The sequence below is a fragment of the Oceanospirillum sp. genome (assembly GCF_048265165.1).
Taxonomy (GTDB): Bacteria; Pseudomonadota; Gammaproteobacteria; order Pseudomonadales; family Halomonadaceae; genus Oceanospirillum.
In genome coordinates, this window is sequence record NZ_JBLXCD010000002.1 from 74991 (window position 1) to 100109 (window position 25119).

22 protein-coding genes and 4 tRNA genes are annotated in these 25119 nt (G+C 50.3%); 7 read left to right on the forward strand and 19 right to left on the reverse strand.

Features of this window, described 5'->3' with window-relative positions:
* Positions 1 to 5 precede the first annotated feature (5 nt).
* The 3 genes from ACN0R8_RS03920 to ACN0R8_RS03930 all read right to left on the reverse strand — a co-directional run bounded on the left by ACN0R8_RS03920 (position 6) and on the right by ACN0R8_RS03930 (position 3449).
* Positions 6 to 1307 (reverse strand): sodium ion-translocating decarboxylase subunit beta, encoded by a 1302-nt coding sequence (locus ACN0R8_RS03920; protein WP_417595298.1) that lies wholly within the window; start codon positions 1305 to 1307, stop codon positions 6 to 8.
* 28 nt (positions 1308 to 1335) lie between these two features.
* Positions 1336 to 3111 (reverse strand): sodium-extruding oxaloacetate decarboxylase subunit alpha, encoded by a 1776-nt coding sequence (gene oadA, locus ACN0R8_RS03925; RefSeq protein WP_417595300.1) that lies wholly within the window; start codon positions 3109 to 3111, stop codon positions 1336 to 1338.
* Positions 3112 to 3200: 89 nt separating this feature from the next.
* Complete coding sequence (locus ACN0R8_RS03930) at positions 3201 to 3449, reverse strand: OadG family protein (protein ID WP_417595302.1); 249 nt, start codon at positions 3447 to 3449, stop codon at positions 3201 to 3203.
* A 431-nt stretch (positions 3450 to 3880) separates the two neighbouring features.
* Between ACN0R8_RS03930 and ACN0R8_RS03935 the strand changes: the two genes are divergently transcribed.
* Positions 3881 to 5014: a tRNA dihydrouridine synthase gene (locus ACN0R8_RS03935; protein WP_417595304.1), complete on the forward strand. Its 1134-nt coding sequence runs from the start codon at positions 3881 to 3883 to the stop codon at positions 5012 to 5014.
* A 75-nt stretch (positions 5015 to 5089) separates the two neighbouring features.
* Here the strand turns inward: ACN0R8_RS03935 and ACN0R8_RS03940 are convergent.
* From ACN0R8_RS03940 to recA, 9 genes are all read right to left on the reverse strand, one after another.
* Positions 5090 to 5166, reverse strand: a tRNA-Arg gene (locus ACN0R8_RS03940).
* 117 nt (positions 5167 to 5283) lie between these two features.
* Positions 5284 to 5360: transfer RNA gene (locus tag ACN0R8_RS03945), tRNA-Arg, on the reverse strand.
* Positions 5361 to 5432: 72 nt separating this feature from the next.
* Positions 5433 to 5509: transfer RNA gene (locus ACN0R8_RS03950), tRNA-Arg, on the reverse strand.
* A 43-nt stretch (positions 5510 to 5552) separates the two neighbouring features.
* Positions 5553 to 5645: transfer RNA gene (locus tag ACN0R8_RS03955), tRNA-Ser, on the reverse strand.
* Positions 5646 to 5738: 93 nt separating this feature from the next.
* The gene (csrA, locus tag ACN0R8_RS03960; RefSeq protein ID WP_417595306.1) at positions 5739 to 5927 is read right to left on the reverse strand and encodes a carbon storage regulator CsrA; all 189 of its coding nucleotides are present in this window, start codon (positions 5925 to 5927) and stop codon (positions 5739 to 5741) included.
* 436 nt (positions 5928 to 6363) lie between these two features.
* The gene (locus ACN0R8_RS03965; protein ID WP_417595308.1) at positions 6364 to 7596 is read right to left on the reverse strand and encodes an aspartate kinase; all 1233 of its coding nucleotides are present in this window, start codon (positions 7594 to 7596) and stop codon (positions 6364 to 6366) included.
* A 144-nt stretch (positions 7597 to 7740) separates the two neighbouring features.
* Positions 7741 to 10386, reverse strand: a complete 2646-nt coding sequence (alaS, locus tag ACN0R8_RS03970; protein WP_417595310.1) for an alanine--tRNA ligase — start codon at positions 10384 to 10386, stop codon at positions 7741 to 7743.
* Positions 10387 to 10597: 211 nt separating this feature from the next.
* On the reverse strand, positions 10598 to 11104 hold the full coding sequence (locus ACN0R8_RS03975) for a regulatory protein RecX (RefSeq protein ID WP_417595312.1): 507 nt from the start codon (positions 11102 to 11104) through the stop codon (positions 10598 to 10600).
* A gap of 185 nt (positions 11105 to 11289) precedes the next feature.
* On the reverse strand, positions 11290 to 12384 hold the full coding sequence (gene recA, locus ACN0R8_RS03980) for a recombinase RecA (RefSeq protein ID WP_417595314.1): 1095 nt from the start codon (positions 12382 to 12384) through the stop codon (positions 11290 to 11292).
* Between the two features lie 243 nt (positions 12385 to 12627).
* Here recA and ACN0R8_RS03985 point away from each other — a divergent pair, with 243 nt between their 5' ends.
* Positions 12628 to 14535 (forward strand): DNA topoisomerase III, encoded by a 1908-nt coding sequence (locus ACN0R8_RS03985; protein WP_417595316.1) that lies wholly within the window; start codon positions 12628 to 12630, stop codon positions 14533 to 14535.
* Between the two features lie 124 nt (positions 14536 to 14659).
* Here the strand turns inward: ACN0R8_RS03985 and ACN0R8_RS03990 are convergent, their stop codons facing one another.
* The 4 genes from ACN0R8_RS03990 to ACN0R8_RS04005 form a co-directional block, all read right to left on the reverse strand.
* On the reverse strand, positions 14660 to 15157 hold the full coding sequence (locus tag ACN0R8_RS03990) for a CinA family protein (RefSeq protein WP_417595318.1): 498 nt from the start codon (positions 15155 to 15157) through the stop codon (positions 14660 to 14662).
* A gap of 34 nt (positions 15158 to 15191) precedes the next feature.
* Positions 15192 to 16697 carry a methyl-accepting chemotaxis protein gene (locus ACN0R8_RS03995; protein WP_417595320.1) on the reverse strand — a complete coding sequence of 502 codons (1506 nt, stop codon included), beginning with the start codon at positions 16695 to 16697 and terminating at the stop codon, positions 15192 to 15194.
* Positions 16698 to 16791: 94 nt separating this feature from the next.
* Positions 16792 to 17403 (reverse strand): SCO family protein, encoded by a 612-nt coding sequence (locus tag ACN0R8_RS04000; protein ID WP_417595322.1) that lies wholly within the window; start codon positions 17401 to 17403, stop codon positions 16792 to 16794.
* A gap of 319 nt (positions 17404 to 17722) precedes the next feature.
* A complete protein-coding gene (locus ACN0R8_RS04005) occupies positions 17723 to 17980 on the reverse strand; it encodes a hypothetical protein (RefSeq protein WP_417595324.1) in 258 nt (85 codons plus the stop codon).
* Between the two features lie 81 nt (positions 17981 to 18061).
* Between ACN0R8_RS04005 and ACN0R8_RS04010 the strand changes: the two genes are divergently transcribed.
* The 4 genes from ACN0R8_RS04010 (at position 18062) to ACN0R8_RS04025 (ending at position 21177) form a co-directional block, all read left to right on the forward strand.
* On the forward strand, positions 18062 to 18715 hold the full coding sequence (locus tag ACN0R8_RS04010; protein ID WP_417595326.1) for a response regulator: 654 nt from the start codon (positions 18062 to 18064) through the stop codon (positions 18713 to 18715).
* Entirely contained in the window at positions 18716 to 20023 is a 1308-nt protein-coding gene (locus ACN0R8_RS04015; RefSeq protein ID WP_417595328.1) for an ATP-binding protein, read from the forward strand. It abuts the gene before it with no gap.
* A gap of 49 nt (positions 20024 to 20072) precedes the next feature.
* On the forward strand, positions 20073 to 20435 hold the full coding sequence (locus ACN0R8_RS04020) for a YgiW/YdeI family stress tolerance OB fold protein (protein WP_417595330.1): 363 nt from the start codon (positions 20073 to 20075) through the stop codon (positions 20433 to 20435).
* Positions 20436 to 20499: 64 nt separating this feature from the next.
* On the forward strand, positions 20500 to 21177 hold the full coding sequence (locus ACN0R8_RS04025; RefSeq protein ID WP_417595332.1) for an AcfA family outer membrane beta-barrel protein: 678 nt from the start codon (positions 20500 to 20502) through the stop codon (positions 21175 to 21177).
* A 36-nt stretch (positions 21178 to 21213) separates the two neighbouring features.
* Here the strand turns inward: ACN0R8_RS04025 and nadS are convergent, their stop codons facing one another.
* From nadS to ACN0R8_RS04040, 3 genes are all read right to left on the reverse strand, one after another.
* Positions 21214 to 21504 carry a NadS family protein gene (gene nadS / locus ACN0R8_RS04030; protein ID WP_417595334.1) on the reverse strand — a complete coding sequence of 97 codons (291 nt, stop codon included), beginning with the start codon at positions 21502 to 21504 and terminating at the stop codon, positions 21214 to 21216.
* Positions 21504 to 21704 carry a type II toxin-antitoxin system RelE/ParE family toxin gene (locus ACN0R8_RS04035; protein WP_417596363.1) on the reverse strand — a complete coding sequence of 67 codons (201 nt, stop codon included), beginning with the start codon at positions 21702 to 21704 and terminating at the stop codon, positions 21504 to 21506. Before ACN0R8_RS04035 ends, nadS begins: the two co-directional genes overlap by 1 nt.
* Positions 21705 to 21829: 125 nt before the next feature.
* On the reverse strand, positions 21830 to 22093 hold the full coding sequence (locus ACN0R8_RS04040) for a hypothetical protein (RefSeq protein WP_417595336.1): 264 nt from the start codon (positions 22091 to 22093) through the stop codon (positions 21830 to 21832).
* A gap of 482 nt (positions 22094 to 22575) precedes the next feature.
* Here ACN0R8_RS04040 and mutS point away from each other — a divergent pair, with 482 nt between their 5' ends.
* Positions 22576 to 25116 (forward strand): DNA mismatch repair protein MutS, encoded by a 2541-nt coding sequence (gene mutS, locus ACN0R8_RS04045; protein WP_417596364.1) that lies wholly within the window; start codon positions 22576 to 22578, stop codon positions 25114 to 25116.
* The last annotated feature ends 3 nt before the right edge of the window (positions 25117 to 25119 follow it).

The window sequence follows — 25119 nt, forward strand, 5'->3', positions numbered from 1 at the left end:
ACAGCTTAGCCACCGAGATACTTGATCATCACACCGGCAGCAACCGCCGAGCCGATTACACCAGCCACATTTGGCCCCATGGCATGCATCAGCAGGAAGTTGTGCGGGTTATATTCCAGTCCGAGCTTGTTGGAAACCCGAGCCGCCATAGGCACTGCAGAAACACCAGCAGAACCGATCAGCGGGTTCACCGGAGTCTTGGTCATCTTGTTCATCAGCTTCGCCATCAGAACACCGCAACCTGTGCCGATACCAAATGCCACAATACCCAGTGCCAGAATACCCAGTGTTTCCACTGCGAGGAACTTATCCGCAATCAGCTTGGAGCCAACGGACAGCCCCAGGAAGATGGTAGTGATGTTAATCAACGCATTCTGAGCCGTATCACTCAGACGATCCACCACACCGGATTCCTTCATCAGGTTACCGAAACAGAACATACCCAGCAGTGGCGCGGCGTCCGGCAGCAGAAGCGCCACCAATACCAACAGAGCCAATGGGAAAATGATCTTTTCTGCACGGGTCACGGTACGCAGCTGAACCATCTCAATCTTACGCTCCTCCGGAGTGGTCAGCGCACGCATAATCGGCGGCTGAATCAGAGGCACCAGAGCCATGTAAGAGTAGGACGCAACCGCAATCGCACCCAGAAGTTCAGGAGCCAGCAGACTTGCCACATAGATAGATGTCGGGCCATCTGCACCACCAATAATACCGATAGCCGCAGCTTGCTGAACGGAAAAGTCCATCAACCCCATAGCGGACAAGCCAACCGCACCCAGTACCGTTGCAAAGATACCGAACTGAGCCGCTGCCCCCAGGAAAAGCGTTTTAGGATTCGCCAGCAAAGGACCAAAATCGGTCATCGCCCCGACACCCATAAAGATCACCAGAGGGGCAATACCACTACCGATAGCCACAGAATAGAAGCTATACAGCATACCGTTACTATAACCGGCATCCTGAGCCGCCAACTGTGCTGCAGCATAAGCACTCGGGCCAGTTTCATGCACCAGATGCTTGAGTACCGCAGGGTCTGCAGTATTCGCATCCAGAGCCTGGGCAATGGCCGCCAGCACTTCAGGTTTAGCGAAATGAATCGCCTGTTCAGCCGCCGATAACGCCAGTCCCGCCTCAGGAATGTTGGCCAAAAGACCGCCAAAACCGATGGGAACCAGCAGCAGTGGTTCAAAGTTCTTCACAATGGCCAGATAAAGCAGCAGCATACAGATGACAATCATCGTCAGCTGGCCTAAGCCCATATTATAAAGACCCGAGCCCTGCCATAAGCTCAAAAGTTGTTCCATTTGATCAACCTCGTTGTTTCAGCAGGACTTACAGCGTCACCAAAGTATCGCCAACAGTGACAGCATCACCTTCACGAACATCGACACTACCAATCGTACCAGAGCGTGGTGCCCGTACTTCAGTTTCCATCTTCATCGCTTCCAGAATAATGATGACATCACCTTCCTGAACCGCCTGACCGGGGTTAACCAGCACTTTGAAGATGTTACCGGCAAGAGGCGCACCAACAGGCTCACCACCGGACACTACCGGGGCCGCCGCCGGAGCGGGTGCTGCTGCAGGCTGTACGTTAGAGATATCACCACCCTCAGTTACCTGAACCACATAGTTCTGGCCGTTAACGGTGATGGTATAAACTTCAGGACCGGTATTTTTATTGCTGCTCACGGCTTTTGTACCTTCTTCTTCTGTTGGGACGGGCTCAAATGCATCCGGGTTACCACGATTTTCCAGGAATTTCAGGCCAATCTGAGGGAACAGCGCATAAGTCAGCACATCATCAATGGACTCAGAGGCAAGGCTGAAACCTTTCTCTTTTGACAGTTTGCCCAGTTCAGTGGTCAGTTTCTCCACCTCAGACTCAAGCAGATCTGCCGGTCGGCAGGTAATCGCTTCGGCACCATCCAGAACCCGAGCCTGCAGCTCAGCATTAAAAGGCGCCGGTGCAGAACCGTACTCACCCTTCAGAATGCCCTGAGTCTCTTTCGAGATACTCTTATAACGCTCACCGGTCAGTACGTTCAGTACCGCCTGAGTACCCACAATCTGAGAGGTTGGCGTCACCAGAGGAATGTGTCCCAGATCTTCACGTACCCGTGGAATCTCAGCCAGAACCTCATCGAACTTATCACCGGCCCCCTGCTCCCGCAGCTGGCTTTCCATATTGGTCAGCATACCGCCGGGAACCTGTGCCACCAGAATACGGGAGTCCGTACCACGCAGCGCACCTTCAAACTTCGCATACTTCTTGCGAACCTGACGGAAGTAAGCCGCAATGTCTTCCAGCAGAAGCAGATCCAGACCAGTGTCACGATCTGTTCCCTTCAGGGCAGCCACAACAGATTCAGTCGCCGTATGACCATAGGTCATCGACATAGAAGAGATCGCAGAATCCACACGGTCAATACCGGCTTCTACCGCTTTCAGAATCGTCATATCAGACAAACCGGAAGTTGCATGCGCATGCAGCTGTACTTCCAGATCGGTCTCTGACTTAAGGCGAGATACTAATTCATAGGCATCGTAAGGGGTCATAATGCCGGCCATATCTTTGATCGCGATAGAGTCTGCACCCATATCTTCGATCTCTTTGGCCAGGCTCAACCAAGCGTCCAGATTATGGACTGGGCTGGTGGTGTAAGACAGCGTGCCTTGGGCATGCTTACCTACCTTTTTAACCGCCTCAAGCGCGCGCTTCAGGTTACGGGGATCATTCATCGCGTCAAATACACGGAATACATCCACACCGTTTGTTGCGGCGCGTTCGACAAATTTATCAACCACATCGTCAGCATAATGACGGTAGCCAAGAAGGTTCTGGCCACGCAGCAGCATTTGGTGACGGGTATTCGGCATCGCTTTTTTCAGCTCGCGAATACGATCCCACGGGTCTTCACCCAGATATCGGATACAGGCGTCAAATGTCGCGCCGCCCCAGGATTCAAGCGACCAGAAGCCGACCTGATCCAGCTTCTCCGCAATGGGAAGCATGTCATCAAGGCGCAATCGGGTTGCGAACAGGGACTGATGGGCATCACGCAGGACGACATCAGTAATGCCTAGTGGTTTTTTGGACTCGGTCATGGGTTTGGCCTTTTCCATATTAATGAGATTTATTGGCTAAAAAGCGTCTGCTCTTACTTAACGGAATCACATACCTGACTTACGGACGTTTAACGCCCGGAACGGTACTTATGAACCGCCGCTGTCATCACAGCGATCAGCTCATCCTGATTACCGGCTGCAGATGCGCTTACAGGAGCTGGCTTGTTTGTCACCTCAGGAGCGGGTTTAACAAGTTTATTGACCGTAGAGGACATAAAACCCGTTACAAAAACCAGCAACGTCAGAAAAACAAAAACAAACCCCATACCGAACAGCATCAGATTGATACCTTCGGAGATCAGCTCAGAAGAGTGCATTAAGCCATTCCTCGTTTTGTTTTTGGTTGGGTCAGACTGCTTAGCCTTTCACCATTTTTATTGTCTCTTGCAACACATATTGATTGCTTTGCAAGCCGCCCGGTCTATGCTCTCGCCCATGACACAGACCCGGCAGCCGAGCTAATTTACCTTGATTAATAAACACAGGCAATAAAACTACCGTCTATTGTTGACAATATCTAAGACTGGCAAGTCAGCCCACCTTCCGTGTAATGATCAGAACCTCTGCTTTAGTCTAATGCCTTTAGCGCTATATGATCACAACCCTGAGCGTTATATGATGCCCCTCTTCGAAGGTGAGATCTCAGATCATAGCCTACTGAATTAAAAGAAAGCCCGATGCCGGTCGACAGCAGTTGATGACCGATCACCACACCAGAGTAACCCCTACAGAAATCCGGTCAGATACCATGCCTCAAACAGCCACGATTAACCCGCAAGCAGCTAGACCAAAGAAAAGTGCGACGCCGCAAAATAGTGTGACACCTCAGAAGCGTTCAACACCAGCGGAGCGACAGCAGGCAGGCAGCTTCGCGGATACAAAACCACTGGCTCCGACTCAAGACGCCAGAATAGCTCTGGCCCCCATGGAGGGCGTTGTTGATGCCGGAGTACGTCAACTGATCAGCGAGATTGGCGGTGTGGATTTCTGTGTCACCGAATTTATGCGTGTCACCACAGAGCTTCAGCCAAGAAGAGCCTTTATGCGCATCTGCCCCGAGCTTTTGACAGCCAGCCAGACCCCACAGGGCACCCCGGTACATTTTCAGCTTCTGGGCAGTGACCCTCAGTTATTAGCCGCCCATGCTGAAAAAGCCGCTGCGTTAGGCGCACAAGTGGTTGATCTTAATTTTGGCTGCCCGGCAAAAACCGTTAACCGACATAAAGGTGGTGCCGTTTTACTGCAAACACCCGAGCTGATTCACGATATTGTCACCGCCTGCTCTAAAGCACTGGCAGCTACCCCAGCCCGCCTGACCGCCAAGATGCGCCTGGGCTATGAAGACACCCGTCAGGCTTATGACAATCTCAGTGCAATTGAAGAGGGCGGTGCCACAGAGCTTGTTGTTCACGCCCGCACCAAGACCGACGGTTATAAACCTCCGGCCCATTGGCAGTGGCTGGACAAGCTACGGGCAGTCAGCCACATACCCATTATCGGCAACGGCGAAATCTGGAGTCCTGACGACTACTGGCGCTGCCGTGATGTCAGCGGCTGTACTGATCTTATGCTGGGGCGTGGTTTGTTAGCAGATCCCTATCTTGCCCGCCGGATTCTTGATGATAACCCGCAACTGCCCAGCCAAGCCGATTTGAGTGCGGCCTTATTGATCTATCTAAGACGCATGCAGTTACAAGATTACCCTGGCAAGTTTCTTCTCGCCCGTGGCAAACAATGGTTGGGGATGATAAAGAAGGGATTAGTGCCTGTGGATAGTTTGTTTGATGCCGTAAAAACCTGTCGGGATGCCGAGCAGATGTTCCAACTACTGGAGCAAAGTGCCGCCGGTGAATGCCATTACGCCCATTATCTGCCTGAGTAGGCCAGCGGCCTTGGTCAGAAAAAAGTACGGGCGAAAAAAAACCGCAGCCTGCTAGGACTGCGGTTTTTCAAATAATGGCCCGCTCGGGAGGATTCGAACCTCCGACCGCCTGGTTCGTAGCCAGGTACTCTATCCAGCTGAGCTACGAGCGGGTGGTATCAGACGTTTTACCTGTGTCTGCAACAGATTATTTTCTGGGTTGAAATCAAAATGCAATCATCAGAAAATAAAAAAAGCTGTAGCTCAATGAGCTACAGCTTTTTAAAATATGGCCCGCTCGGGAGGATTCGAACCTCCGACCGCCTGGTTCGTAGCCAGGTACTCTATCCAGCTGAGCTACGAGCGGGTGATTTCAGATATTTTGACTCTGCCTGAAAGAGTTTCGTTCACTTGGAGCAACCAAGTACCACATTTTAAATGGCCCGCTCGGGAGGATTCGAACCTCCGACCGCCTGGTTCGTAGCCAGGTACTCTATCCAGCTGAGCTACGAGCGGGTTATATGATAAGCGTTCAAAAAACAAACGTATCAAAAAAATGTGGCGGAGAAGGAGGGATTCGAACCCTCGATAGGGCTACAAACCCTATACTCCCTTAGCAGGGGAGCGCCTTCAGCCTCTCGGCCACCTCTCCGAAACACGCGGCAAATAATACCACGTTTTTTTAACTTGTCCATACCAGTTTCGAAAAAAATTTAGTTATTTTCCCGATAGTTACCACTGGTTACTATGAGTTCCCTTCAGGGTCTTCTTTCTCACGCTGAATGCGCTGGTAAATCTCTTCACGGTGAACAGCAACTTCTTTAGGTGCATTAACACCGATACGAACCTGGTTCCCTTTAACACCCAGAACCGTTACGGTTACTTCATCGCCAATCATTAGTGTTTCGCCTACACGGCGGGTTAAAATCAACATCGTTGAATCTCCTTATTTCCTCGGGTTGCCAGACCTTATCTCGGTTAGGGTCTGGCTTTTATAAAGATGGATGTAGAGACCATCTTGTAAAAAGAGCGCATATTATGCGGTAAATTAGCAGCAGCTCAACACTTTCCTGTCATAAGATTCTGATATCTGCTTTTTTGCTGTAAAAAAATGACCACATCTCACTAATCACTTCCATTGAACCTTTACGCTTAATATTACGTTAGCAGATTCAAAAAAGATTGTCGGCAAAAACTATCGGACTATTAGTCAGAACCTATCGTGGCCTTAATCAGGAACCCATATAACTGACCAGCAGGCTACGGGCCGAGTAACTACGCGATAATAAAAGACTAGCAGAACAAAAAAAGCCTGCAGAAAAATGCAGGCTTTACCAGGTCAGGCCCGGAAAGAATAAACGAAAGAGCGCCTATTCCTCTTCTTTGTCCAGACCAAAAGCGGTGTGCAGGGCACGCACAGCCAGCTCCATGAATTTTTCATCAATGACCACAGAGATTTTAATCTCGGACGTGGACACCATACGAATATTGATACCCTCATCAGACAGAACCTGGAACATTCTGGAGGCAACCCCTGCATGGGAGCGCATACCCACGCCCACCAGAGATACTTTTGCGATGGCGTTGTCACCGGAGATCTCGCCTGAGCCCAGCTCAGCGACCACACCTTCAAGTACAGCACGGGCTTTTTTGTAGTCGCCACGGCTGACAGTGAAGGTAAAGTCTGTGGTTTTACCGTCGGGAGCCACGTTCTGTACGATCATGTCCACTTCGATATTAGCGGCACCCACCGGGCCCAGAATCTTAGAGGCAACACCCGGTACGTCCGGTGCATTCAGAACAGTCAGTTTGGCTTCATTCGCAGTGAATGCGATACCTGAGATTAATGGATCTTCCATCGCGTCAGCTTCCTCAGCAACAATCAGAGTACCCGGGCCTTGGTCATCAAAACTGGACAAAACCCGTAGGGGAACATTGTATTTACCGGCAAATTCAACAGAGCGGATCTGCAGAACCTTAGAACCAAGACTGGCTAGCTCCAGCATCTCTTCCACGGTAATGGTTTCCAGACGCTTTGCTTTGGAGCAAACCCGTGGGTCTGTGGTGTAAACACCATCCACATCAGTAAAGATCTGGCACTCATCGGCTTTTAAGGCTGCGGCCAGTGCGACACCTGTAGTGTCAGAGCCACCACGTCCGAGGGTCGTAATATTGCCGTTTTCGTCAGCTCCCTGAAAACCTGCCACGACCACCACACGACCTTCATTCAGATCATTGCGGATCTTCTGATCATCGATCTGTTTAATACGGGCTTTTGTGTGAGAACTGTCGGTGGTAATGCTAACCTGTGGACCGGTGTAAGAGACCGCAGGGCAACCCAGCGTATTCAGAGTCATCGACAACAGAGCGATAGTCACCTGCTCACCGGTGGATACCAGCATATCCATTTCACGGGGAGTCGGTTCTTCGTTAATTTCATGAGCCAGCGCGATCAAGCGATTGGTTTCACCACTCATTGCAGAGACCACGACAACAACATCATGGCCCTCTGCACGGTAACCTTTCACTTTTTCAGCTACGGCTTTGATACGCTCGATGGAACCAACCGAGGTGCCACCAAATTTTTGAACGTAAAGAGCCATTATCAGCGTTCCGTTAGGGTTTGTTTTCCCCGGAAAAAACCGGGCTTGTTTCGGGTTTAGAATCTTTTAAGACCCGGAGTGAAATCCGGCACACAGCAAAGCGCCCTTCGGACCGAAGAGCGCGTTTATGACCTTAACGCTATATCAGGCCAGTTTGGATTCCACCCAGGCCTGTACTGATTGCAGCGCTGCAGGCAGAGCAGCAGGATCACTGCCACCCGCCTGAGCCATATCCGGGCGGCCACCACCCTTGCCGCCAACCTGAGTGGCAACATGGTTAACCAGCTCGCCTGCTTTAATCTGTCCGGTCAGGTCTTTGCTGACACCTGCGATCAGAGATACTTTATCATCCTTCACTGCCGCCAGAACCAGCGCACAGCGGCCCAGTTTATTCTTCAGCTGGTCCATCAGGTCACGCAGAGACTTACCGTCGGCACCTTCAACATGCATCGCCAGCAGCTTCACATCACCGATCTCAATCGCCTGACCTGCCAGATCAGAGCCTGCAGCGCTGGCCAGCTTGGCTTTCAGTTGCTCCAGCTCTTTTTCCAGCTGTTTGCTGCGATCCATAGAGGCCGTCAGACGCTCAACCAGCTGTTCCGGTTTGGTTTTCAGCTGAGCTGATGCCTGAGACAGTTGCGCTTCACGCTCCTGGGTATACGCCAGGGCTTCAGCACCGGCCACCGCTTCAACACGGCGGACACCGGATGCGATACCTGCTTCAGAGGTGATACGGATAAAGCCGATATCACCGGTGCGCTTGGCGTGGATACCGCCACAAAGCTCGATGGAGAAGCTCTTGTTCTCATCAGAGCCGGCACCCATGGTCAGTACACGAACCTCACCAGCGTATTTCTCACCGAACAGCGCCATTGCGCCCTTCTCTTTCGCAGCTTCCAGCTCCATCAGTTCAGTCTGAACCGGCGTGTTAGCACGGATCTGAGCGTTAACAATGGCTTCCGCCTGAGCGATCTGCGCATCGGTCATGGCTTCAAAGTGGCTGAAATCGAAGCGGAATCGCTGACTGTCAACCAGAGAGCCTTTCTGCTGAACATGCTCACCCAGTACCTGGCGCAGGGCAGCGTGCAACAGGTGCGTTGCCGAGTGGTTACGGGCGGTGCGGTCGCGCAGATCCGCTTCAACCTGAGCATTAACGGTATCGCCTTTCGCCAGAGAGCCCTCGACCAACACACCGTGGTGTACATGGGCGTTAGAGGCTCTCTGCGTATCGCGCACATCAAAACGACTTGCATCTGAGATCAGCGTACCGCAATCCCCTACCTGACCACCGGATTCTGCATAGAAAGGTGTCTGATCCAGTACGATCACACCTTCATCACCTGCGTTCAGGCTGTCTACTTCCTGACCGTCACGGAATAGAGCAATGATCTTGCCTTCACCCTGGGTAGCGCCGTAACCGGTAAATACTGTGTCCTGGTCCACTTTGATCAGGCTGTTGTAATCCAGACCGAAACTACTGCCAGCACGGGCACGCTCACGCTGAGCTTCCATAGCAGCTTCAAAACCGTCTTCGTCAACCTCAAGATCACGCTCACGGGCGATATCTGCGGTCAGATCCATCGGGAAACCATAGGTATCATACAGCTTGAACACGACGTCACCGGGAATCACCTTGCCATCCAGCTCTGTCAGATCCTGCTCCAGAATACGCAGCCCCTGCTCCAGAGTTTTAGCAAACTGTTCTTCCTCAGACTTCAGCAGACGCACAATGGTGTCACGCTGGGTTTTCAGTTCCGGGAAGGCTTCGCCCATCTCAGCCACCAAAGCATCAACCACCTTGTGGAAGAAGAGACCTTTGGCACCCAGCTTGTTACCGTGGCGGCAGGCACGACGAATAATACGGCGCAGCACATAACCACGGCCTTCGTTAGAAGGGATCACTCCATCGGCAATCAGGAAGCTGCATGAGCGAATGTGATCAGCTATGACTTTTAGAGATGGGTTATCATCGTTTGCACAACCCACGGCCTCAGCCACTGCTTTTAGCAGGTTCTGAAACAGGTCGATCTCGTAATTAGAGTGAACATGCTGCATCACTGCACTGATACGCTCCAGCCCCATACCGGTATCAACAGAAGGTGCCGGCAGAGGATGCATCTCGCCATCAGCGGTACGATTGAACTGCATAAAGACCACGTTCCAGATTTCGATGAAACGATCACCATCTTCTTCTGGTGTGCCTGGCAAGCCACCTTCAATATCAGCACCATGGTCATAGAAAATTTCGGTGCACGGCCCACAAGGCCCGGTATCACCCATCGCCCAGAAGTTATCTGAAGCGTAAGGAGCCCCCTTATTATCACCGATGCGGATCATATGTGCTTCAGGCACGCCGACTTCTTTCGTCCAGATGCCATAGGCTTCATCATCGGATTCATAGACAGTGACATACAGCTTTTCTTTCGGGATGCCCATGTATTGCCCGGAGGTCAGAAACTCCCAAGCGTAGTTGATTGCATCCTGTTTAAAGTAGTCACCAAAGCTGAAATTACCCAGCATTTCGAAGAAAGTGTGGTGACGGGCGGTATAACCCACGTTTTCAAGGTCATTATGCTTACCACCGGCACGGACACATTTCTGGGAAGTGGTGGCACGGGTATAAGGTCGTTTTTCCAGACCGAGGAAACAATCTTTAAACTGATTCATACCTGCATTCGTAAATAGCAGGGTTGGATCATCGGCGGGCACCAGTGAGCTACTGGATTCAATCTGATGGCCTTTTGACTTAAAGAAGTTCAAAAAAGCCTGGCGAATTTCTGCGCTTTTCATACAACTGGGTCCGTTGGCTAATACATGGTCTAAGGGCCCTGCTTCCTGACAAGGAGGCGGGCAAGGGGAGAAATGTTCCACCGAATAAATGATAAGTGTGGCTTTTTATCCCAAATAAAAGGCCAACATTATAAGACCTAACCACAGGAAAGGTAGTATTACTTTTGTACTGTCCGGGAATTTGCGACGCAGAAACCCCTAAAGCAGATCTTCAAAACAGATCATCATGATCCGGAAAACCCTGTTCATCAAATCGTGCCTGCGCCCAACGGATATTGTCACTGGAAAATCCCCGTTGATAGAGGTGTCGCTGCTGTTTCTGACGCACTTTAAAATCCTGATTCGGCTGGCGGAACTTTTTTTCCAGCTGGGCCAGTGCCCGTTCATTCCAGACTTTGTCTTTCGGGTCTAGGTACTCCTCTATCAGCAGGCTGTCCAGCTGATACTGCTGCAGATACTGCCGGATAAACTGCGGACCATAGCCTCTTTCAGTGCGAGCCCGTACCAGCATCTCGATATAGCGTTCATCACTTTGGTACCCCATCTCCTGCAAGCGCTGAATGACAGAATCCAACCATTGTGCAGCCTGCTCATTTTCTTTATCCAGCTTGGTTCTGAGCTTCTGACGCAACTCTTTCTCGGCATGATCCCGACGTGCAAGATACTCCATCGCCATCTGAAAAAGCTCAGATTCTGCCTCTGCACATTTCTTTGCCATCTATCTTTTCTCTGGTAAAGCGACACCCTTCGTTTCAAAGCTACATGACCACTTTCCCGGTGGATCAGCCCCGATATGGCATCGGCCGTTAAAAAGCCAAAAGGGCGCACCGTCACCGATGCACCCTTTTGATTATTACAGCGCTATTATACCTGCACCGAAATACTCCATGTTAAAACACAGATTTAGTCACCATCATTCAGCGGCGCTGCTTTGCCCGGTTTAGCCGCTTTATCAGCTTTGGCCGGAATTTCCGACTCTGCTTTCTGCTCAGCCTTGCCCGGAGCCGGAGTCAATAATAACTCACGCAATTTACTGTCAAGTTCAGCCATTTTTTCAGGATTATCCAGCAGGTACTGGGCCGCATTCGCCTTGCCCTGACCAATCTTACTTCCGTTGTAGCTGTACCACGCGCCCGCCTTATCCACCAGCTTGTGCTGTACACCCAGATCGATCACTTCACCGGCGTGGTAAATACCCTTACCGTACATAATCTGGAATTCAGCCTGCTTAAATGGAGGTGATACCTTGTTTTTCACAACCTTAACGCGGGTCTCGTTACCTACAATCTCGTCACCTTGTTTTACAGAACCGGTACGACGGATATCAAGACGAACAGAGGCGTAAAATTTCAGGGCATTACCACCGGTGGTGGTTTCCGGATTACCGAACATCACGCCAATCTTCATACGGATCTGGTTAATAAAGATCACCAGACAGTTGGCGTTCTTGATATTACCGGTAATTTTACGCAACGCCTGGGACATCAAACGTGCTTGCAGCCCCATGTGGGAATCACCCATCTCGCCTTCGATCTCAGCACGGGGTGTCAGAGCAGCAACGGAGTCAACAATCACCACATCCACGGCATTGGAACGTACCAGCATGTCGGTGATTTCCAGTGCTTGCTCACCGGTATCCGGCTGGGAAACCAGCATATCATCCAGGTTCACGCCCAGCTTTTCAGCATAAATAGGGTCAAGTGCGTGCTCCGCATCAACAAAGGCACAGGTTTTACCCATTTTTTGTGCTTCGGCAATTACCTGCAGGGTCAATGTCGTTTTACCGGAAGACTCCGGGCCATAGATCTCAACAATACGGCCAAAAGGCAGACCGCCAATACCTAACGCAACATCCAGCCCTAAAGACCCGGTGGATACCGCAGGGATAGCTTCACGAGGCTGTTCGCCCATACGCATTACAGCGCCTTTACCAAACTGACGTTCAATTTGGCCCAGCGCGGCGGACAGAGCTTTCTGGCGATTTTCTTGATCAGACATGACACACCTTTCGATTAAGATCCTTAAACTGCGAAACACTGTATATGAAAACAGTATAGGTGTACAGTATTCACAGAACCTATCAGGAGCCCTTTTTAAAAATGCTTTCGAATCAAAAAGATACCGATATATTAGGGCTCAATTAGTTTTATTAACCCGAGCTTTTGGCCAACCCAAATACTGGATAAGTCTCTGAAGCCAAAGAAATCAGGTAACTTCGAATTATAACCGTCTGGCAGACCGATGAAACTTTATATTGCGGAAAAACCCAGTTTAGGCCGAGCTATCGCCGCCGTATTACCAAAACCTCACAAAAAGCATGATGGCTATATAGAGGCAGCCAATGGTGACTGCGTCAGCTGGTGTATCGGCCACCTGTTGGAACAGGCTGACCCGGAAAGTTATGATCCGGCTCTGAAAAAATGGCAGCTCAGTACACTCCCTATTATTCCCGATGAGTGGCAGCTCAAGCCTAAGCCTAAAACCCGCAAGCAACTTAGCGTATTGCGCCAGCTAGTAAAGAAAGCCAGCCAACTGGTCAACGCCGGTGACCCGGATCGTGAAGGTCAGCTATTAGTGGACGAAGTGATCAGCTACCTCAAGCCACCTGCCAATAAAATCAAAAATGCCCAGCGGATACTGATCAATGACCTGACCCCAGCGGCCGTCAAAAAAGCATTAGCCAACCCGAGGGCTAACCGTGATTTTATTCCACTGGCGACATCTGCCCTTGCCCGCAGTCGGGCTGACTGGCTGTATGGTATCAACCTGACCCGGGCTTTTACCTTAAAAGGGCAGCAAGCTGGCTACAAAGGGGTACTTTCTGTCGGCCGGGTACAGACTCCGGTACTGGGGCTTGTGGTGCGCCGGGATGAGGAGATCGCCAATTTCTCCCCCAAAGACTTTTATGAAGTATTGGCTCATATCCAGCCAACCGAAGGTGGTCCTGTCAGCTTTACCGCCAAGTGGGTGCCAAGTGACGCCTGTCTGCCTCACCAAGATGAAGAGGGCCGGGTGATCAACCGTAAACTGGCGGAGCATGTTGTACAGAGTATTCTTCAGCAGCCCGCCATAGTGCTTATACTGGAAGAAAAACAAAAAAGGGAGGCCCCGCCTCTGCCTTTTAACCTGTCCCAACTACAAATTACGGCCAATAAGGTGTTCGGACTCTCAGCTCAACAGGTACTCGATACCTGCCAGGGCTTGTACGAGAAGCATAACCTGATTACTTACCCGCGCTCTGACAGCCGCCATCTACCCACAGAACAGTGGGGCGACCGACATCAGGTGTTATCTGCAATAGGCCGGAATCTGGGAAACGAACACCCTGCAGCTTTTGTCGCAAAGGCCAACCCAGAACTGAAAAGCAAAGCCTGGAACAGCGCTAAGGTGGATGCCCACCATGCCATTATTCCCACCGGAAAGGTTTCTGATATCAGCCGGTTATCAAACATAGAACAGAAAGTTTATCGCTTAATAGCCCAGTATTATCTGATGCAGTTTTTTCCGGCATATCGCTATCTGGCGCAAACGGCAGAGTTTGAGATCAAGGGAGGGAAATTTATTGCCAAAGCCCGACAGAATCAGGATCTTGGTTGGAAGCCGCTTTTGAAGCAGGAACCCGAGGAGCAGTATCTCCCCTCTTTCAAACAGGGTGACACCCTCTGGTGCAGCCACGGGGAGTTGCTGGTCAAGGAGACGCAACCACCAAAGCACTTTACTGATGCCTCGTTACTGGCTGCGATGACCGGCATTAGCCGTTTTGTGAAAGATACAAAGATTCGAAAAATTCTGAAGGAAACCGACGGACTTGGCACTGAAGCTACCCGAGCAGGCATTATTGAGCTGTTGATAAAACGAGGCTTTATCCGTCGACAGAACAAGCTTGTTTTATCCACAGACTCAGGCAAGGCACTGATTCGCAATCTTCCCGAGCCCACCACCTTGCCAGACCGAACCGCCCAATGGGAAAGCCAGCTCGACGCCATCAGTCAGAAGGCTAAACGCTACAATGATTTTATGTTGCCGATGCTGGAGGATCTGAAAGCACTGGTCGATCAGGCCAAAGCCGCTCAGATGAGAGGCCTTTCAGGATTAAACAGCCAAACTACGTTTAAAAAGCCTGCGGCCAAAAGGCGGCGTAAAAAGTAGTTTCCCTAGTGCGGTGAACCCTGTGCGTGTCACCATCGGTGCATGACGCCCCTCGTGGCTTATGCGCCCTAAGATCAAGATAGATCAATCACCTCAACCAACCCGTGATAAACAAAATGCAGGGTTATGACTGTTCACTCAAAAACATCAGCAATCGCTGCAAAGCAGTATCTATGGTCTGCTCCCGAACGGCATTGCGGTCACCATCAAAAAGAAAGCACTCGGCCTGAACATCAGAGGCACTGCCCCAGGCGATCCAGACAGTGCCAACCGGTTTGTCAGGACTACCGCCACCGGGGCCAGCAACACCACTAACAGATACGGCGAAAGTCGCCTCACTGTTCGCCACCGCGCCTGCGACCATCGCCGTCACGACCGCCTCGCTTACCGCGCCACGCTCAGCAATCACCTCTGCCGGCACACCCAACATCCGGCTTTTCGATTGATTGGAATAGGTCACAAACCCGGCATCAAACCAGGCTGAACTACCAGCTACTGCCGTTAACGCATGGGCGATACCGCCACCGGTACAGGATTCCGCCGTAGCCATAAGAGCTTTATGCTCACACAGCTGATTAGCCAGTTGCTCTATTAGGTCTTGGCGGAATACTAAACCAGTCATCTGTTTACCTCTGTCCTGAAAACACCAACTGATATCAGGTGATTTTGTAGCCACTAATCAGCTCATCAACATCGAGAACCTGCTGATCCAGTTGATCCGACATCTGGCGTGATCTTTGCGCACCTTCAACCAAACTTTGCCCAGATTCCATTATGGCATGTAAGTTTTCATTAATAGCATTCGAGGTTGAAGATTGCTCCTCTGTTGCAGACGCAATTTGCAGGTTTAACTCATTCACCTGAGTGATAGCATTCTCAATATGCTCAATGGCCACACCCGCACTTTGAATCGAAGTCAGTGTCTCTTCAGATCTCTGGTGCCCTTGCTCAATAGAACGGAGTGCTGCTCCGGAGATACGACCCAGTTCATCCGCTGTATTTTTAATTTCCAGCGTAAACTCCTGAGTTCTCTGGGAAAGTGTCCGCACCTCATCTGCAACCACGGCAAAACCACGGCCATGCTCTCCAGCCCGCGCAGATTCAATGGCAGCGTTCAGCGCCAGCAAATTTGTTTGCTCTGAAATATCGCTGATTGAGCTGGTAATATCAGAGATAGCGCCCACTTTACTCACAAGCTCATTTACCTGAGTAATAGCCGTTTCCAGTGCCTGATTAGTCACCTCTGTCATTTCAATCGAATCCTGCATGCTGCCGGTTCCTTCCCTGGCAGCCTTCACAGCCTGACTGGCAGAGTCCGAAGCCTGCTGAGCATTCTCAGCCACCTGCTCAATACTAACGGTCATCTCTTGGGTCGAGGTCGCTGCTGAGCTTAACTCGCGATCTTGCTCCAGAGAGACGCGGTTCGTGTATTCACTAACGGTAACCAGCTCGCTGACACTCTGTTTCAGGTGGCCGGATAACCCTCTGACCTGCCCAACCAATCCACTAAATTGGTCAACCAGATAATTGAAAGATTCGCCGGCAGCATTTCCGTCCTTGACGCGTTCAGACAGATCTTTTTCACTGCGGAATTGATCCACCAGCTCAATAACTCTTGCCGCCTGATCTCTTTGAGCTCCCATCTGCAGGGCAAAATAAGTCAAAATACCTGCCTCAAAAACAACAAATGAAGCATGTAAAAAAGCAATACCCCAACTACAGCCGTAGTTAAAAATCATGATATCCATATCACCCAGCTGGACGCCGGAAAGCTGTAATCCCGTTAACAACAGATGGTGAACAGCAATAACCACAGCAGCAGTCAGAACCGGTAACCAGTCCCGATAGATGATCAACAGTGCCAACGAGGAAAATATGTGGAAATGCATTTCAATGCGACCCATTTGCGCCTGAATCATGATAGCTGAAAACAACATCAGACAAGCAGCAAACAGTACGGAGCAAGCCCGTGTGCCTTTAAACAGGGTGTAGCCGACAAAAGCCAGACCACCAACCATAAGGGCAGCCACCAGTGCAAAAACGGTCGTGCCGTAATCATAGGGTACCAATAACCCTACAACCGGAATATGCAGCAGTAAAATAGTCAGCATCTGCCGGTCATATGAAAGCACCTGTTGTTGTGCCTGATTGGTTGAACTCACCGAACTATTTCCCTCTGTAAAACCCGACCTATCTGTAAAACCATGCTCACCAGCCCTGCCATTTCCGTTCATATCTCTCCTTCCATCTATCATTTTATGCCCTGTCTTCGAACACTGTAATTAAACGTTTCAGATCCTGCTCGACCCGGTTAAGGTCGAGAGCAGACGAGGTATAAACCAGCTCTAAACGCTGGTCCTGACTAACGACATAGATAAAACCACTGTGATCTATTTCGTAGCCTTGCTGATCCGGTCTGACAGAGACTGTATCAGCCATTATTCTTGCCAAATCCTGTGCTTTTTCCTGCGAAGCGGGGCGTATCGACTGGAAACTCTGACCCAAAGCAGACATCGCACGCTGCAGCTTTTCAGGCGTATCCCTGTTAGGGTCGATGGTAATAAAAGTAAAACGCACCGGTTGGCCTGCTAAACGGTCGTGCAGAGTTTTAAGGTTTAATAATTGCTGCGGGCAAACAGTACCGCACTGCAAATAACCAAAGAACAAAACATTAAGTGATTTTTTCTCATTATAAGGTAGTTGTAGATCTTTAATATCAAGATTGCGCTTTAACCCATAATAGTCTGAGGAGTTCAGAAGTCCAGGTAAAAAGGGCAGCGCAAAGAGCAGTGCCGCCATTGAAAGCGATAGTAACAAGCCACCTAATTTCTGTTTAGTAGAATACGCCAATGTTATGAGTGTCCACATAAAGCCTATTGATAATAGCAAACCGGAGCAACGATACGAACGATACGTTAGGTCAGGTTTTCGACCGCTATAAATTGGCGGCAAATATACATGATTCAGATCAATAAAGCAGCGCCTAATATTGTTAGGCATTGATGTTTTTTGTTAGGCATTGTTATACGAATTATAACTACCTGAACTATAAGCTTATTATTTTAATTCCTAGTACATCTAGTATGTTAATAGTTTCATTTACAACCAAGCCCACTTCAGTTCCCGAAGCAGGTTTATTTTTTATTTATATTAAAAATACAGTTTTACCTTAAGCGTAACTAACTGATTAAAATAAGAATAAATCTTTTTCCATTACTTTAGCCTTGGCTTTAACAAAGTATTTAACAAACCACTCTTTGTTATCATCCTGTGCGTATACCTCCGCATAGGCGTTCAGAACCGAGTTTGAACTAAATACCAGGTCAATACGGGTGGCCGCAACGGCCAGAGCATCCATCGCATCATCACGACCCATTTCAGAGATAGGCTCAGACACTAGCGGGTCGTGCGTTGCAAAAGAATGCCAGTAACCACTATATCCCATTAAAACTATATCCCGTTAAAATAGCCTCTATATTTCCGGCTGGACCGTTGATCATGGATTCATGGAAGGTAACCAAAGAGTATGTATTTACTGTTGATTGAAGACGATATTCCTCTGGGCAATGTCATGCTGCGCTTACTCAAAGCCTATTACCGGGTTGACTGGGTTCGTTCGGTGGCAGCAGCAGTCGCTCATATTTCAGCCCATGACTACGATCTGATTCTGCTGGATCTGGGGCTACCGGATGGCAGCGGCGTGGACTTGCTCAAACAGATTCGGCAAAAATATCAAACCCCCGTTTTGATTGTTTCCGCCCGGGACACCCTGGATGATCGTGTGCAGGGGCTGGATACAGGAGCTGATGACTATATTGTAAAACCCTTTGCTCCAGAGGAGTTACTGGCGAGGATCAGAGCCCTGTTAAGGCGACAGGCGGGGCAGGCAACCAACCTCATCTACTCTGGCGATTTATGCTTTTCACCGGCAGAGAACACCTTCTACCTGCAGGATCAGCCAATATCACTCCCCAGAAAAGAGCACGAGCTGCTGACCGTATTGCTACATGCCGGTGGCAAACCCGTTAGCCGGGAGCGTCTGACACAGCAACTGTACAGTAGCGGCAATGAAGCTGAATCCAATACAATTGACGTCTATATTCATGCCTTGAGAAAAATACTGGGCAAAAAGCGCATTGAAACGCTTCGTGGCCGGGGCTTCCGTATTGTTGAGAACTAAATGAAACGACAGCTGAAACTAAAACAACTGGCTTGGGCATTAGGTATAAGCATTGCCCTGACGGCTCTAATCACACCGGTTATCACCTGGCTAGCCGTTGATGATGAACTGTCAGAGCTGCTCTATGAAGATATTCAGCAGCAAACCCAGCTTCTCTATCGTCTGATTGACCGGGGCCATATCGCCGCCGATGAGCTGGAGGTTTTCCTCAATGAGTCTTTTATTGATGACCATGAAGACACCTTTCTGATCTCTGTAGAACACCTGGGAGAGCACTGGTACGCCAGTAACTTTAATCTGGAGCGGCACTACGGAAGCACCGAGTCCGGCGTTATCCAGATGGAACATATGGATCATCTCTGGAAAGGGTATCAGCTACGACAGGGAGACCTTCTGATCAAACTGATGCGCCGTGATGATATGGCTAACGATATCAAAGGGGACGTTACGGAAGATGTCTTACTGCCGATTATGCTCGGAAACCTGATCAGTATTTTCCTGTTACTGGTACTGCTTAACCTGGTGACCGCACCACTGAACCGCCTTGTACACCTGATCCGGCAACGCCATGCAGAAGACCTCAGTGAACTACCTCAAATCAGCCGACTGGCGGAGCTTCAGGCCATCACCTCCAGTCTGAACCGGCTGATCACAGGTATCAAAGAAACGCTGCAGCGGGAGAAACGCTTTACCAGTGACGTTGCCCATGAACTCAGAACGCCCCTGACCACACTCAAGCTAGAACTATCCATGCCCGATACGGATCACCAGTCCGTTCGAAAGGAAGTTGACCGCCTGATCCATGTGGTTGATCAACTGCTGATACTTGCCAGAATTGAAGCCGGGCAATGGCAACAACATTGCACCCGCTTTAATATCCGAACGGCCCTTCAGGATGTATGCCAACGCTCAGAATCACGGTTGCAGCAGGTCGGCATCCGGTTCGATTATGCGCTGTCAGACTTCGATATCGAAGGCGACCCAACACTCATCTCTCTGCTGGTTGAAAACCTGCTGAACAATGCAGCACATCACGCCGAAACGGCAGACCATGTCTCCCTGACGATGCAGGCAACAGCATCCCGGCTGAGGCTGATTATTGAAGATAATGGTCGCGGCATACCCGCATCAAAGCGCCAGACGATGCTGGAACCCTTTGCCCGGCTTGACCAAAGAACAGAGGGGCTTGGCCTGGGGTTAGCCATCAGTCAACAAACTGCCAGACTCCACAGCAGCCAACTCACTCTGGAAGATGCAGAACCAGGTCTGAGGGTTTGCCTGACCTTTGACCACTTAATGCAAAGTTAATATTCCCACCGGCATACTGAACCTGTTGGTCATTCCCAAGGAGTTCAGTATGCGATCTGTCTATTTCATTCTTTTCCCGGCTTTAACCGTCTCTCTGGCAACGCTTTCTCTGACAGCACATGCAACCCATCCTGTACCGGATCATTGTCCAATCCTTTCTCTCGCTCAGGCCCAGCAAGCTCATGATGACAGTCAGGTCTGCGTTAAAGGCCGTATCATCAAGCGGCTTTCAGATGAAGACTATCTGCTTAAAGACAATAGCGGCACGCTAACTGTCGAAATCAGCAATCACCTCTGGCGTGGTCTGCAACTCACGTCGGAACAACCCCTTCTGCTCTGGGGTGAAATTGATCAGGACCCGGAGCATACAAGCCTGGAAGTGGATGCTCTGGAAAAAATCATCGCGGACTGAGATCTCTTTTATCGGGCTTTCTTAGCAGACCAACTAAAACATCAGACACATATGGAGTTAACCCATGAAAAAATATCTGCCTCTGGCACTGCTGGCTATTTCACCACTCTCTCAGGCTGATGCCTATCTGCAACTGGGCTTAGGCACCGTCGAAATGGATCATGATGAAGCGGTTGTATTTTCCGATAGCACTCGTCTGAAGCCGGACAGCAATGACAGCTCGCAACAGATCACACTGGGCTATCGCTTTGAAAGTTTCGGGATTGAGATCAGTCACCGGAATATGGAAGGAACGGAAGATCATGAGTTTTCGACACTGACAGCAATTCCCTCTCTTCCCAGCGGAGTTACAGGTGGTACTCCAAATGAATACGAAGAAGATAAAGACGCTACGTTTGATGCCAGCCAGGTGGCTATTAAAGGTGTCTACTACTGGGATCTGGATCAGCAGTGGTTACTGAAAAGCGGTCTGGGCCTGACCTATACCGACTATGAGATGCGCGCTTCCTATGTGCGCTCATGGGAGGAGGACAAACCCGGTGAGGACTGGGAGTACGATCAGGTTGTCAGTCAAAGTAAGGAAACCGATACCGCATGGGGTGGCATCGCCAGCATCGGTGTTCACTACACCCCCCTGCCGGATAGCGTACCGGGGCTGAACCTGGGCGTTGAAGCCTCTGTCGCCACAGATAAATACAACACCGCCAGCGCTCTATACGGCACATTAGGCTGGAGATTCTGATTAAAACGATGGGGCTGGTTTCAGCCCCTCTCGGCGTTACTGACAAAGTGTCTTAATGGCGTACTCAGGATCTGCATCCAGTATTTTCAGCAAGGCACGTGCAGGCCCAGTAGGATGTCGTCGTCCCTGTTCCCAGTTCTCCAATGTGCGCTTACTCACCCCAACCACACGGGCGAAATGGGCTTGAGTTAAACCTGTCTTATTCCGAATTGCTATCACTTCAGGCTCTGCAAACGCTGCAACACGAGCGGGTTCAGCATTGCCTTTAATGATCTCATCAGCCTGCTCTACGCTGGCAAGTAACTCTTCAAACAATGAGTTATCCATCACGACCACCTCTCGGCTATCTGACGCAGAGCCTTGAGCTGTGCGTCGGTCAAATTCTCTCTTTCATTTTTGGGGAAGGCATAGATCATGTATATCTGATCTCGTGGGCTCATCCAGTAATAAATAATTCGAGCACCGCCACTTTTGCCTCTACCTTCAAGTAACCACCGCGCCTTTCTTAGTCCACCGCCATTACGAATAAGTGCACCATATCAGGGCGGTTGACCAGAGCTTCCTGCAATTCCTTATACTCGGCATCATCCATCAGACTATTTATTGTCTTGGTGAATATTGGTGTTTCAATAATTACCATACATATACCCAATTATACGCCATTGGCGTATTTTGTCGAATCCAACAAATCATCCAAATGATCCGCCCAGCGTTGCAGCCATTCGTGACACTCGTCCTCATAGCGGTGCAGGTTGTATGTACCTTCGATACCTTTCTTGGAGTGACCAAGGAAGTAAAGGTCGACCATATCTTTGATGGTGAACTGATCACAAACAGCAACCTGCTGTTGTTCTTCAATCTTCTTTAGCTCTTTAGCAGGGCACAGTCCCTGATCGCGCATTTGCTTTAATTCCATCAAACGGCTTCGAGCATCCTGTAACCCTACAGCTGGAAAGTTGCCGATTTTTACCTGGACTAACTAACCCGTAATAGGGCTTCGATATCGGTAGAAAAATGTCTTTGCGCTTTTACCACTCCTGATTCTCAGGTCTCTGTATTCACCAATATCAGCCAGTGTCGAACCGTCTGGCTTCAGGTGCTCAATTGCCTTGGTTGTGAGAGGTTTGTTATTCTGCGCACCGCTCATTTTGTTGCCTCAAAAAGTGCCGTAAAACTGATCTTAGCCATGACTAGCGACTTGCCCTCGCTAGTGTAGTTTTTTTCGAAAAAGTGTTACACGACATTATATGCTACACATGAGTGTAGGTTTTCACGGTTCTCAAAGAGTCCTACTGGCACTCCAAGAGACAACAAAAAAAAGAGAAAATCCAGCAGAATCAACGATATAACTAGGCCAAACCCGTGAAAAGCAACGAAAAACAGCAACAACATACGCCAATGATGCAACAGTACTTCAGCATCAAAAAAGATCACCCGAACGAGCTTGTGTTTTATCGCATGGGAGACTTTTACGAGCTGTTCTTTGATGATGCAAAAAAGGCAGCCAGCCTGCTGGATATTACGCTGACGGCACGGGGCAAGTCCGGTGGTCAGCCGATTCCAATGGCGGGTATTCCCTTTCATGCGGCGGAGAACTACCTAGCACGCCTGGTGCGAGGCGGTCTGTCGGTGGCGATTGCGGAGCAGATCGGGGACCCAGCAACCAGTAAAGGCCCGGTGGAGCGCAAGGTAGTTCGCATACTGACCCCTGGCACAGTGAGTGATGAAGCGCTTCTGGACGAGCGCAAGGACAACCTACTGGTATCTCTGACTCGCCGTGGTGAAGTGTTTGGCTTGTCAGCGCTGGACGTGACCAGTGGCCGCTTTACCGTACAGGAACTGAATGAAGAATCTGCTTTATTAGCGGAGATTCAACGTCTGGACCCAGCGGAACTGCTCTTGGATGAAGGTGAGGTTTTTGAAGCTCAGATCAACCAGCGTAAAGGAGCCCGACAGGTACCGCCTTGGCAGTTTGATACAGAAAGCGCCAGCACTCAGCTGTGCCGTCAGTTTGAAACCCGCGACCTTGCCGGTTTCGGCTGTCAGCATCTGGACGTGGCAATTGGTGCCGCCGGTGCTCTGCTGGAGTATGTTAAAGATACGCAGCGCAGCGGCCTGCCTCATGTGCGCACCCTGCAGGAAGAATCCCGGGATGAGTGCATTCAGATCGATGCCGCCAGTCGCCGCAATCTGGAGATCGACACCAATCTGGGTGGCGGTATCGAAAATACCCTGGCCTCGGTACTGGATAACACCGCAACCGCCATGGGCAGCCGTCAGCTGCGCCGCTGGCTGAACCGCCCGATCCGCTGTCACGATCAGCTGCATCTGCGTCAGTCCTGTGTACAGGCGATTCAGGACAGCTTCCAGTGGCAGAGTATTTACGACCACCTGAAAGCGATCGGCGATATTGAGCGCATTCTGGCCCGTGTTGCATTACGCAGCGCCCGCCCCCGAGATCTGGCCCGTCTTCGCGATGCGATGGGTGAACTGCCGGAACTGACCGCTTTGCTGGGCAGTATTCAGGAGTCGGCTCTGGATCATCTGCGTGAGACCATCATCGACTTCCCTAAAGAAGCTGATCTGCTTTCTCGTGCGATTATCGATAATCCGCCAGTGGTAATTCGTGATGGCGGCGTGATTGCAGAAGGTTTTGATGCCGAGCTAGATGAATTGCGCCAGCTGAGCGAACACGCAGGGGATTTCCTGATCCGATTGGAAGAGCAGGAAAAAGCCACCACCGGCTTGTCTACACTGAAAGTCGGCTACAACCGGGTACACGGCTATTACATCGAGATCAGTCGCGCGCAATCCGATCAGGCTCCGGCGCACTATATCCGTCGTCAGACTCTGAAAAACGCCGAGCGTTTTATCACCCCGGAACTGAAAGAGTTTGAAGACAAAGTACTAAGCAGCAAATCCCGCGCCCTGACCCGGGAAAAAGCTCTGTACGAGCAGGTGATTGAGCAGCTGAACGGGAATCTGATGGGCCTGCAGAATCTGGCAGTCTCCCTGTCGGAGCTTGATGCCCTGAATAACTTTGCCGAACGGGCGGAAACCCTGAATTTCTCACGTCCAACACTAACGCGTGATAACGGTATTCTGATTGAAGGTGGCCGCCATCCAGTGGTTGAGCAGGTATCGGATCAGCCCTTTGTACCCAATGATCTCACCTTTAGTAATGACGACCGTATGGCCGTGATTACCGGCCCAAATATGGGCGGTAAATCGACCTATATGCGGCAAATTGCGCTGATCGTGTTACTGGCACACACCGGCTGTTATGTGCCGGCTGAAAGCGCCAAAATCGGTCCGATTGACCGCATCTTCACCCGCATTGGTTCTTCCGATGATCTGGCAAGCGGCCGTTCCACCTTTATGGTAGAGATGACAGAAACCGCCAATATTCTGAACAATGCGACACCGTGTTCTCTGGTACTGATGGATGAGATTGGCCGCGGCACCAGCACCTTTGATGGCTTGTCACTGGCCTGGGCCTGCGCTGCACACCTGGCACAGAAACTACGGGCTTACACTCTGTTTGCCACTCACTATTTTGAACTGACCGCCCTGCCGGAGCAGTTTGACGGCGTTATGAACCTGCATTTAAACGCCACTGAGCATAATGACAATATCATTTTTATGCACAAGGTTCAGGAAGGGCCTGCCAGTCAAAGCTATGGACTGCAAGTGGCGAAACTGGCGGGTATTCCCCATGACGTCGTCGGACAGGCCCGGGAAAAACTGGTGCAACTGGAGCAGCAGGAAAATCAGAACGGTGACCAGGTACGAACCACCTATACACCGGTACAGAATGATCTGTTTTCGGTGGCAGAGCCTGCTCCGGCCCTGGAAAAGTTAGAAAGCATCAGCCCGGATGAACTGACGCCACGACAGGCCCTCGAACTACTCTATGAGTTGAAAGCGTTGACCAGATAAAGG